The sequence below is a fragment of the Bradyrhizobium sp. genome (genome assembly GCF_028868675.1).
In the GTDB taxonomy this organism is placed as follows: Bacteria; Pseudomonadota; Alphaproteobacteria; order Rhizobiales; family Xanthobacteraceae; genus Bradyrhizobium.
On record NZ_JAGWUA010000010.1, the window covers coordinates 12,805 to 23,754 of the forward strand.

General features: G+C 64.5%; 12 protein-coding genes. 5 read left to right on the top strand and 7 right to left on the bottom strand.

The features are described 5' to 3' along the window. Positions 1-10: 10 nt before the first annotated feature. From KGM94_RS02705 to KGM94_RS02720, 4 genes are all read right to left on the bottom strand, one after another. Positions 11-1,486, bottom strand: a complete 1,476-nt coding sequence (locus KGM94_RS02705) for a type II and III secretion system protein family protein (RefSeq protein ID WP_300254712.1) — start codon at positions 1,484-1,486, stop codon at positions 11-13. A 17-nt stretch (positions 1,487-1,503) separates the two neighbouring features. Next, positions 1,504-2,304 (bottom strand): Flp pilus assembly protein CpaB, encoded by an 801-nt coding sequence (cpaB, locus tag KGM94_RS02710; protein WP_300254714.1) that lies wholly within the window; start codon positions 2,302-2,304, stop codon positions 1,504-1,506. A gap of 127 nt (positions 2,305-2,431) precedes the next feature. After that, positions 2,432-2,956, bottom strand: a complete 525-nt coding sequence (locus tag KGM94_RS02715) for a prepilin peptidase (RefSeq protein WP_300254715.1) — start codon at positions 2,954-2,956, stop codon at positions 2,432-2,434. 349 nt (positions 2,957-3,305) lie between these two features. After that, positions 3,306-3,470: a Flp family type IVb pilin gene (locus tag KGM94_RS02720; RefSeq protein ID WP_300254716.1), complete on the bottom strand. Its 165-nt coding sequence runs from the start codon at positions 3,468-3,470 to the stop codon at positions 3,306-3,308. Between the two features lie 275 nt (positions 3,471-3,745). Between KGM94_RS02720 and KGM94_RS02725 the strand changes: the two genes are divergently transcribed. The 4 genes from KGM94_RS02725 (at position 3,746) to KGM94_RS02740 (ending at position 6,658) form a co-directional block, all read left to right on the top strand. Next, the gene (locus KGM94_RS02725; protein WP_300254717.1) at positions 3,746-4,573 is read left to right on the top strand and encodes a sterol desaturase family protein; all 828 of its coding nucleotides are present in this window, start codon (positions 3,746-3,748) and stop codon (positions 4,571-4,573) included. A gap of 208 nt (positions 4,574-4,781) precedes the next feature. Then, complete coding sequence (locus tag KGM94_RS02730; protein ID WP_300254719.1) at positions 4,782-5,273, top strand: pilus assembly protein N-terminal domain-containing protein; 492 nt, start codon at positions 4,782-4,784, stop codon at positions 5,271-5,273. Positions 5,274-5,474: 201 nt separating this feature from the next. Next, positions 5,475-6,056: a TadE/TadG family type IV pilus assembly protein gene (locus KGM94_RS02735; RefSeq protein ID WP_300254722.1), complete on the top strand. Its 582-nt coding sequence runs from the start codon at positions 5,475-5,477 to the stop codon at positions 6,054-6,056. Positions 6,057-6,079: 23 nt separating this feature from the next. Next, positions 6,080-6,658: a TadE/TadG family type IV pilus assembly protein gene (locus KGM94_RS02740; RefSeq protein WP_300254724.1), complete on the top strand. Its 579-nt coding sequence runs from the start codon at positions 6,080-6,082 to the stop codon at positions 6,656-6,658. 95 nt (positions 6,659-6,753) lie between these two features. Here KGM94_RS02740 and KGM94_RS02745 read toward each other — a convergent pair whose 3' ends face one another. The 3 genes from KGM94_RS02745 to KGM94_RS02755 form a co-directional block, all read right to left on the bottom strand. Continuing rightward, positions 6,754-6,966 (bottom strand): cold-shock protein, encoded by a 213-nt coding sequence (locus tag KGM94_RS02745; RefSeq protein WP_300254726.1) that lies wholly within the window; start codon positions 6,964-6,966, stop codon positions 6,754-6,756. Positions 6,967-7,227: 261 nt separating this feature from the next. Further along, on the bottom strand, positions 7,228-7,518 hold the full coding sequence (gene infA / locus KGM94_RS02750; RefSeq protein WP_300254729.1) for a translation initiation factor IF-1: 291 nt from the start codon (positions 7,516-7,518) through the stop codon (positions 7,228-7,230). A gap of 24 nt (positions 7,519-7,542) precedes the next feature. After that, the gene (locus KGM94_RS02755) at positions 7,543-9,066 is read right to left on the bottom strand and encodes a DEAD/DEAH box helicase (protein ID WP_300254733.1); all 1,524 of its coding nucleotides are present in this window, start codon (positions 9,064-9,066) and stop codon (positions 7,543-7,545) included. A gap of 493 nt (positions 9,067-9,559) precedes the next feature. On the opposite strand from KGM94_RS02755, the gene urtA reads away from it, so the two are divergent. Continuing rightward, complete coding sequence (gene urtA, locus KGM94_RS02760; RefSeq protein WP_300254735.1) at positions 9,560-10,882, top strand: urea ABC transporter substrate-binding protein; 1,323 nt, start codon at positions 9,560-9,562, stop codon at positions 10,880-10,882. Positions 10,883-10,950 lie beyond the last annotated feature (68 nt).

The window sequence follows — 10,950 nt, forward strand, 5'->3', positions numbered from 1 at the left end:
CCCGTTCCGCTCAATCGGTGATGAAGCCGTAGGTGCCGCGGTAATTCCGCGCCGGGTCGACCCGGCCTGGCACGCCATAGATGCGGTTGATGTTGCCGAGCAGTTCGGCCTGCGGATCGGCCGGCGCCGCGAAGCCGTCGTCCGGTCGCGACAGGTCCTTCTGTGCGACCGCGCGGACGATATAGGGCGTCACCAGCACCATCAGCTCGGTCTGGTTGTTGACGAAGTCGCGGCTGCGGAACAGCGATCCCAGGACCGGCACCTGCATCAGCCCGGGCAAGCCGTTGATCGCCTGCTTGGTCTGGTCCGCGATCAGCCCGGCCATCGCCATCGAGCCGCCGGACGGAATCTCCAGCGTGGTCTCGGCACGGCGGGTCTTGATCGAGGGCACCGTCAGCGAGTTCACCGAGGTCAGGGTGACGGCCTGCGACAGCGTGATCGAGTTGTCGTTCGACAGTTCCGAGACCTCGGTCATCACGCGGAGGCTGATCCGGCCCTCGGTCATCACCACCGGCGTGAAGTTCAGCGAGATGCCGAACTTCTTGAAGCTGATCTGGGTGGTGCAGACGTGCGTGGTGGGATCGCAGGCGTATCCTGCCGGCACCGGGAACTCGCCGCCAGCGATGAAGGTGGCGGATTCGCCCGAGATCGCCGTGAGGTTCGGCTCGGCGAGCGTGCGCACGACGCCCGCGCCTTCCATCGCGCGCAGCGTCGCCGTCACCGAGGGCGTCGAGCCGAACGAGGTGCTCAGCGCGTTGCCGGACACCAGATTGCGGCCATAGGCGGTGAACGGGTTGGAGTTGGTGAAATTCACCACTGCGGTGCCGTAGTTGAGGTTGGCGGTGAGGTCGATGCCGAGCTGCTTGACGATCGACCGGGCGACCTCGGCCACCGTCACCTTGAGCATGACCTGGTCGCGGCCGCGGACGATGATCGAGTTGACGACCTTGTCGGCACCGCCGGCGAGACGGGTCGCGAGATCGTTGGCCTGCTGCGCCTCGATGTTGCTCGCCGCCGTGCCGCTCAGGATGATGCCTTCGCCGACGCCGTCGATCTGTATGTCGGAATTGGGCAGGATCTGCTTCAGCGCGGCGCGAATGCCGTTGAGGTCGCGCTTCACCGCGATGTCGTAGGCCGCGATCTGCTGGCCGGCGGAATCGAAGAAGACGATGTTGGTCTGGCCGACGGCGGCGCCGATGATGTAGGCGCGCTGCGCCGAGCGCACCACCGCGTTGGCGATCTTGGGGTCGGCGACCAGCACGTCCTTGATGTCACGCGGCAGGTCGATCACGAGGGACTTGCCGACGCCGAGCGACAGGAAGCGCGCGTTCATCTGGCCGTCGGCGGCGGCCGGCGGCGCCGGCCGATAGTCGGCGGCGGTGACCGGACTCAGGGCCGGGGTGAGCGCCAGCGCGGCAAGGGCCGAAAACGACAGGGCGCGGACCGTGAAGGTCCGCAGCTTCATCGTGGTTACCCTGCATTTCATATCGGTGGTCCCCATCGTCACTTCTGCGCGGTCATCTGGCTCGGCACGCCGTAGCGGATGACGGCGATGTTCTCACCGCGCCTGCGCGGTTCGTCTGTCGTGTCGCTCTTGGCATTGACGTCGGCGATGCTGCGCAGCGCCAGCGACAGCGTGCCGCTCTGGCGCGCGCGCGCGAGCGTCTCGGTCTGCTCCGGCTTCAGCTCGAGCGTCACGGTCCTGCCGACCACGGCGTTCTGGCCGTCCTTCTCCTTCGGCGCCTGATCGATCGCCAGCACGCGGATGTTGGACAGGATGATTTCGGCGTTGACGACGTCGCTGCCGCTGGAGGCGCGATCGGGGTTCTTGTCGCGCTTCGTCAGCAGCACGTCGACGCGGTCGTTGGGCAGGATGAAGCCGCCCGCGCCGGTTTCCGGCGAGATTTCGGTCGAGACCGCGCGCATGCCGCTCGGCAGGATGGCGGCCATGAAGCCCGAGCCCTCGGCCTTGACCAGTTTCTGGTCGCGGATCGGCTCACCCTGGATGAAGGGAACGCGGACGATCGAGCCTGCGACCTGTGTGGTCGCGTCGGGGCGCTCGTTGCGGCGGATGAAGGCGGCGCTGGCGGTCGCGGCCGGCCAGGATTGCCACTGCACGTCTTCGGGCTTGACGGTCTGGCCGAGGCCGATGTCGGATTTGGCCACGAGAACGTCGACGGTTGGAAGCTGGGCGACCGGCGCGGCCGGCGTCGGCGCCGGGCCGTCGGACCCGCTCGCCAGGTACGCAGCGATGCCGCCGGCACCGATGGCGACCGTCAGGACGACAATGCGTGCGGTATTCATACGCTTCACTTTCCAACAAAACGCCGCGACGCTGCCGCCGCCGTGATGGCAGTTGACCAGCTATTCGTCAAAGCATGGTTAATAAGGCGTATCTAAATCGCCTTAACGCCTGGTTTATCCGGCGCGGTCAGCGCAGCGCGAGGTGGGCGAGATCGATCGCCTTCACCCATTCCGTCTCCGGGTAGACCACGAGCGCACCGATCGCGATCGCGATGCCGTAGGGAATGCCCGTCTCCTTGGCGTGCAGGCGCGCGAGCCAGGCCTGCCCGGCCAGGCCGAACGGCAGCGGCCATTGCCGGAACTGCAGCAGCAGCAACGTGAGCGCGCCGCCGAACAGGGAGGCGTAGAGCGCGAAGTCCATCAGGTGCGGAAAGCCGAACCAGAGTGCGACGGAGGCTGCCACTTTCGCATCGCCGCCGCCGACCCAGCCCATGGCAAAGCAGGTGAAGGTCACCGCCAGCACCAGCGCCCCGGCGCCCACATGGGTCAGCAGGGCGTGGGGCGCCATGCCGCCGGCGAAGGCGAGGATGAAGAAGCCGGCGACCAGCGCCAGCGACACCCGGTTCGAGATGGTCATCGTGAACAGGTCGCTCGCCGCGGCAAACGCCATCAGGGCCGGGAAGATCAGAAGGCGCGCGAGGTCGAGGATCATGGGTTGCTTCTTCGGGCCTTGCGGCCGCCGCAGGATCGGAGCGTCGCGGAATTTTAGCCGTCAGTGCTAAACAAACCGAAAACGGCGGGACGGCCACGCGGGCGAGAGGTCCGGCCGCCGGAGGCGGTCTCACCAGACGCTTGCGATCCGCGCCGCCAGCGCGACGAGCGCGAGCAGCAGGGCCAGGCAGACCAAGCCGGCCGGCGCATCGCTCCGCGCTCCCTCTGCCGCGACCGCGCCGGGCGCGGCGGACCGGTGTATCTTACGCAACGCCACTGGAACTGCGAGCCTCGAGAAAAACAAAGGCCCCGGAGGTCCGGGGCTCTTGCTGTACGCGGGTTGGACTCGCTTACCTCAGCGAACTGCTGATCGAGCCGAACTTGGCGTTCAGCGTAGTGCCGAGATTGTTGACGACGGTGATGATCGCGAGCGCGATGCCGGCGGCGATCAGTCCGTATTCGATGGCGGTGGCGCCGGATTCATCGTTCGCGAAACGTGCAATAAGGTTCTTCATGAGCTGACTCCCTCTGGGATGTGGTGGCCTCGTTCGGCGCTGTCTCCAGCACGTCGAGCATGAGAGCCGAGCTCTTTCGGTAGGGTTAATTCGGTCGCGGAAAGCGGGCCGTGGCGCGCGGCTTCTGACCAGAGTGAATTTGGACTTAAGGGGTCCGCCGTAAATCGATCTTGTTTGCAGTCTCGCGCAGGGAGTGCCCGAGGCGCTGCGACTTCACGCTCCCTTAAATCTCCGGGAGTAGGCCTGTGGAACCAGGATCGAAAGAGGAGGCGACGATGTCGAGCCTACCCATGCAAGTCGCCTTGATGCTCGGCGAGACCATCGAGAAGGTCATTCCCATCACCATCGTGCTCGGGCTCGTCTTCTCCGTGCTCGCGCATTTCTGGGCCTGCAATCCGGCAGGGCCGTGGTGGCGTAAGCGGGAAATCGTGACCGACGTCTGCTACTGGTTCTTCGTTCCGGTGTTCGCCCGCACGATGCGGATCGGGCTGCTGATCGCCGCCGCCGGCTACCTCTTCAACATCCATGATCCCGACGAGCTCATCGCCTTCTACGACGACGGCCACGGTCCGCTCGCGCAGCTGCCGCTCTGGCTGCAGGGCATCCTGTTCCTGGTGCTGTCCGATTTCATGCTGTACTGGCTGCATCGGCTGTTTCACGGCGGCGGCTTCTGGAAGTATCACGCGGTCCACCATTCCTCGGAGGAGCTGGAGTGGATTTCGGCGGCGCGTTTCCATCCCGTGAACCTGCTGCTGGGGACCATCGCGGTCGACGTCATGCTGCTGACCGCCGGCATCTCGCCGAATACCATGATCTGGCTCGGTCCGTTCACCACCTTCTATTCCGCCTTCGTCCACGCCAACCTGAACTGGACGTTCGGGCCGTTCAAATACCTGCTGGCGACGCCGGTATTCCATCGCTGGCACCACACGTCGCTCGAAGAGGGCGGCAACACCAACTTTGCCGGCACCTTCCCGATCTGGGACGTGCTGTTTGGAACGTTCCATATGCCCGAGAACGAGCTGCCGAAGGAGTACGGCAAGGACGAAGCGACCATGCCCAACGAGTTCGGCGGGCAACTGGCCTATCCCTTCCGCCGCTAGAAACTGCTCCCGATCCGGAAGACGGCGTTTACCGCGGTCCGACCGGATCACCCGAAAAACGTGCGGGTCCGGACTAAACGCGCCGAAGCATCAGGCTTTAGGCCTGTTGTTTGCGGAACGTTCATGAATTGGGGGCAGGTTAGCCGGGTCGGGCGCCGGCTCGATTTCGTATCGCTCCTGTCGGCCAGTTCACGTCCCGGGGTAGAGTATGCGTAAAGAGTTCCTGTGCCTTCGGGCGTGCGCTTGTCTGGTTGCAGCTGCCGTGCTGATCGCGCCGGCGGCCGGCCTCGCCGAATCCATCGCAGACACCATTGCCGTCAATGTCGACCAGGCCAAGCTCGTCAGGCTGCCCGGCAAGGTCGCGACCATCGTGGTCGGAAATCCCCTGATCGCCGACGTGACCCTGCAGCCCGGCGGCATGATCGTGGTGACCGGCAAGGGCTATGGCGCCACCAACTTCATCGCTCTCGACCGCGGCGGCGAGGTCCTGGTCGATCGGCAGATCCAGGTCGAGGGACCGAGCGACCGGCTCGTCACGGTCTATCGCGGCATCGAACGGGAATCCTATAGCTGCATGCCGATCTGCCAGCGCCGCGTGACGCTCGGCGACAGCGAATCCTATTTCAATGCGACGATGGGCCAGGCCGGCAGCCTGAGCAGCACGGCCAGCGGCAACGCCGGCGCGGCCAAGACGAACTAGGCATCATCGGCAAACCGGGAGCGATCCCCGCGTCGCGAGCGGTGAAGGGCGCGCGCTCGACCGCGTGCCCCGTGTCGCGGCGAGAAGGTTAACGGATCCTTGACGGCCCGGGCCGCCGTACAGCGGTCGCCCGAAACACTTCAACAATTACTTTCAGCTAAACGACGGTGCAGAGATCGCTGCCGCTGGGGATTTCTCGCGATGCCGTCGCCCGCCACCAAGAGATTGACATTCAGGACCATGCTGCGCCGGTTTCGCCGCAATGGCCGTGGCTCGGCGGCGGTCGAGTTTGCACTGGTCGCGCCGCTGTTCTTCGCGCTGCTGTTCGCGATCATCGAGACCGCGCTCATGTTCTTCGCGAGCCAGGTGCTCGAGACCATCACGCAGAACTCCGCGCGCATGATCATGACCGGGCAGGCGCAAAGCGGAGCGATGCCCGTCTGCCAGGTGGCCGGCGTCAACACGCCCTGCACCCAGGCGGCGTTCAAGACCTACGTCTGCAGCCAGATTCCGGCGTTGTTCGACTGCAGCAGCCTTTATGTCGACGTGTCGAGCTTCACGTCCTTCTCGACGGTTACGCTGCCGAGCCACATCAACGCGGCCGGCAATTTCGACCAGACCACGGGCTACGCTGCGGGCGGCCCGGGCGACATCGTGGTGGTGCGGCTGTTCTATCAGTGGCCGTTGTTCGTCACCGGGCTCGGCTACAACATCTCGAATCTCGCGGGCAACAAGCGTCTGCTGGTGGCGACGGCCGCGTTCAAGAACGAGCCCTACAATTAGTGCGTAACCATTGGATCCGAGCGATGCGGGCGATAGAGAAAATCTGGCGACGGGCGCGTTTCTCCTCATTGGGCTTTCTCGCCGACAGCAGGGCGATCGCCGCGACCGAGTTCGCGGTGATCATGCCGCTGATGCTGGTGATGTTCTTCGGCACGGTCGAATTCTCGTCGGCGGTGGCGGTCGACCGCAAGGTCACGCTGATGGCGCGGACGCTTTCCGACCTCACGTCGCAGTCGACCTCCGTCGGCGACGCCGACATGACCAATTTCTTCGCGGCGTCGACCGGTGTGATGACGCCCTATGATCCCAGCCCGGTCTCGGCGACGATTTCCGAACTCTACGTCGATCCCACGACGCTCAATGCGCGGGTGCAGTGGAGCAAGGGGGCGGGCCCGAGGACCGCGGGGAGCATCGTCGCCATCCCCTCGACGCTCGCCGTCGCCGGCACCTATTTGATCTTCTCGGAGGTCAGCTACACCTACACGCCGTCGGTCAAGTTCGTGCTCAAGACCGGGATCACGCTGAACGACGTCTCCTATACCCGTCCGCGTCAGTCGCTTTGCGTCTACTACAGCCCGTCGACGACCTGCACGACCACGTGAACGGCACTGTTCTCGGCGCATGAAAAAAGGCCGTGCGCCTGCACGGCCTTTTCGTTTGGTGGCCGGTCCCGGGCCGCGGGGGGCCCGGAGACGGCCTAGCTCGCGGCGCGGAGATTATCGGCGGCCGACTTGCCGGACCGGCGATCGGCCACGATCTCGTAGGAGATCTTCTGACCTTCGCGGAGCGTTCCGAGGCCAGCGCGCTCGACGGCGCTGATGTGAACGAACACGTCCTTGCCGCCGTCGTCGGGCTGGATGAAGCCGAAGCCTTTGGTTGCGTTAAACCACTTCACGGTTCCCATGCTCATGGGGGGTAGTCCCTTCTCAAGATATACAGTGTCGAAGCCCACTTGCGCGGGCGGGTTAGATCGAATTTTTGGAAGGGTCGTCAGCGTGTCTGAACCGGCTGTACCGGTGGATGCTAATGTCGTCCGGCCGAAAATCGATAATTCATTTTATCGGAAGCGAGGCCCCAAAACAATCCTGACGCGCACGATTTTTTGATCCGCCGCGTGCCGCGGCGGATTCCATGCATGTCGGTCGATTCCTTCCCGCAGGACGGGACGGTCTTACCGGCGGCGGAACTGGCCGCCGCGCTGGGCACCGCCCCGCGGCGGGCCGCCGGCCGGACCGGGACGCTCGTCCTTGTGGCGGAAGATCAGCCGCCCCTTTTCCAGATCGTAGGGCGACATCTCCACCGTCACACGGTCGCCCGCCAGCGTCTTGATGCGGTTCTTCTTCATCTTGCCGGCGGTGTAGGCGACGATTTCGTGCCCGGCGTCGAGCTGCACGCGATAGCGTGCGTCAGGGAGAATTTCGGTGACCAGTCCTTCGAACTGGATCAGCTCTTCCTTAGCCATGGTTATCTCCAGATCGATAGGCGGCTAGTGCGAATGCGGGTTGCGGCTCGGCCGGCCGTTCGGGCGACTCTCGCGGCGCAAAAACGCAACGCCTTGTATCCCATCAGGTTTGCCGGCGCCATGCGCGGGACGCTGTTCCGGCCGATCACTTGGTGAGAAATTCACCTTACCACCGGAACGGCGACGGCGAGACCCCTTCGCAGTGCCCGCGCCCTCGCCGGGCCGCACGTGGCCAGGCCTTGAATGGTCGGCCTTGGCATGGTCGGACTTCGCATGATCGGGCTTGCCGTGATGGGGCCTGGCGTGGTCCGGCCTGGCGCCCTGTGGCCGCTGGCCCGGCCGTCCATGCCGACGCTGCGCGGCGGCCGGAGAGGGGGCGTGAGCGGCCTCGCGGCCGGCGTCGGTGCGGCGATCCTCGCGGGGCAGCGCCACGCGGATCAGTCGCTCGATGTCCCGGAGCCAGCCGAGTTCCTCTCCGCCTGCGACCAGCGAGATCGCAGTGCCCTCGGCGCCGGCGCGCGCGGTGCGGCCGATGCGGTGGACATAGGTCTCGGGCACGTTGGGCAGGTCGAAATTGATGACGTGGCTGATGCCGTCGACGTCGATGCCGCGCGCCGCGATGTCGGTGGCGATCAGGGTCCGGATTTCGCCGGAGCGAAACGCGGCAAGCGTCCGCTCGCGGTGGTTCTGCGACTTGTTGCCGTGGATGGCGTTGGCGGCGATGCCGGCCTTGGCCAGCGTCTTCACCACCTTGTCCGCGCCGTGCTTGGTGCGGGTGAAGACCAGCGCCCGGTCGATCGGCTCCTGCTTCAGAAGCTCGGTCAGGAACGCCGGTTTGGCGGAAAAGTCGACCTGGATGATGCGCTGGCGGATGCGCTCGGCCGTCGAGGCGACCGGGGTCACCGCCACGCGGGCGGGGTCGCGCAGCATGGCTTCGGCGAGTTCGGCAATGTCCTTCGGCATGGTGGCCGAGAAGAACAGGGTCTGCCGCTTGATCGGCAGCTTGGCGACGATCTTCCGGATGTCGTTGATGAAGCCCATGTCGAGCATGCGGTCGGCCTCATCGAGCACCAGGAATTCGACCTGGGCGAGCTTGAGCGCGTTGCTCTGCACGAGGTCGAGCAGTCGGCCGGGGGTGGCGACCAGTACCTCGACACCGGGCATCAGCGAACGTACCTGGCGGCCCATCGGCACGCCGCCGATGGCGAGCGCCGAAGTCAGGCGGACATGGCGGCCATAGGCGTTGAAGCTGTCGAGGATCTGGCCGGATAGTTCGCGCGTCGGCGACAGCACCAGGACGCGGCAGGTCTTGGGCTGCGGCTTGATCCGGTTCTGCAGCAGACGGTGCAGGATCGGCAACGCGAAGGACGCGGTCTTGCCGGTTCCGGTCTGGGCGATGCCGACGACGTCGCGGCCAGTGAGCGCGAGCGGGATGGTCTGGGCCTGAATGGGGGTCGGCGTGACGTAATTTTCCTCTTTGAGGGCACGCGCAATGGGATCGGCAAGGCCGAAGTCCTGAAAGGAAGTCAAAAGATGGGTTCTTTCCATGTCAAAAGCAGGCGCCCGGCGCCACGCGGCGGGGCACGCGCAAAGGGGTGTCGGAAGGACACCTGCGTGTTTGGGGTGTCGGATTGTTGGGCTGGAGGGGCAAGCCAGAGGCCCAATGGGGCTTAAGAACACGCGGCTCGCGACGACCCGTTGATACTCAAGGGGTCTTGGCCACCATATGGAACATCGAGACGGCGCTTTCAAGGCGGCGGGCCTGGCAAGATAAGGATTTCATTGCCTGCCGGAATTTTAGCCAATGGGCGGCTTTGCCTAATAAACAGACCGCCTGCCACGCAAGCATACATTTCTTGTGCTCAAAGAATAAGCTGCGCGAAGACGACAAAATTCCTGATCGGCAAGAAATTTATTCATGAGAACAGTTGGTTAGATGACCATGGCCGCCATGGCATGGTTCTTGCGATTCCCTTGACCGCAGGCGGCCGTGGGGCCGTTTCGCAGCGTTTTCACGCCTGCGTCAGGGAGATGATACCTCATGCTTACGAAATCGACTCACGGCATAGCGGCGCCATTGAGCCGCCGTCGCTGGCTCGCAGCGACCGCCGGACTGATGCTCGGTCTGGCTTCCTTTACCGGCGCCAGCGCCGCGGACGACACCATCAAGGTCGGCGTCCTGCACTCTCTTTCCGGCACCATGGCCATCAGCGAAACCACGCTGAAGGACACCATCCTCTTCCTGATCGACGAGCAGAACAAGAAGGGCGGCGTGCTCGGCAAGAAGCTCGAGGCCGTCGTCGTCGACCCCGCCTCGAACTGGCCGCTGTTCGCGGAGAAGGCGCGCGAACTCATCACCAAGGACAAGGTCGCCGTCGTGTTCGGCTGCTGGACCTCGGTGTCGCGCAAGTCCGTGCTCCCCGTCTTCAAGGAGCTGAACAACATCCTGTTCTACCCCGTGCAGTACGAGGGTGAGGAGAGCGAGCGCAACGTGTTCTACACCGGCGCTGCGCCGAACCAGCAGGCGATCCCCGCGGTCGACTATCTGATGAAGGAAGAGAAGGTGAAGCGCTGGGTGCTCGCGGGCACCGACTACGTCTATCCGCGCACCACCAACAAGATCCTCGAGGCCTATCTGAAGTCGAAGGGCGTGGCCCAGGACGACATCATGATCAACTACACGCCGTTCGGTCACTCCGACTGGCAGACGATCGTGGCCGACATCAAGAAGTTCGGCTCGGCCGGCAAGAAGACGGCGGTGGTCTCGACCATCAACGGCGACGCCAACGTTCCCTTCTACAAGGAACTCGGCAACCAGGGCATCAAGGCGAAGGACATCCCGGTGGTCGCGTTCTCGGTGGGTGAGGAAGAACTCGCCGGTATCGACACCAAGCCGCTGGTCGGTCACCTCGCCGCCTGGAACTACTTCGAGTCGATCAAGACTCCTGCGAACGAGAAGTTCATCAAGGAGTGGCAGGCCTACACCAAGAATCCGAAGCGCACCACCAACGACCCGATGGAAGCGCACGTGATCGGCTTCAACATGTGGGTGAAGGCGGTCGAGAAGGTGAAGTCGACCGATCCGGACAAGGTCATCGACGCGCTTCCCGGCATCGAGGCGGCCAACCTCACCGGCGGCGTGTCGAAGATGCTGCCCAACCACCACATCACCAAGCCGGTGTTCATCGGCGAGATCAAGGGCAACGGCCAGTTCGACGTGGTCTGGAAGACGCCGAGCCTGGTGGCCGGCGACGCCTGGTCGAAGGAGCTTGACGGCTCCAGGGACCTGATCGGCGACTGGGTCGAGAAGAAGTGCGGCAACTACAACGTCAAGACCAACAAGTGCCTCGGTTCGGGCTCCTGATCCGAACCTGAACGACCGGAGAAGGCGGCCATTCCGCCGCCTTCTCCACCGAATTCTGCCGGGGTCAT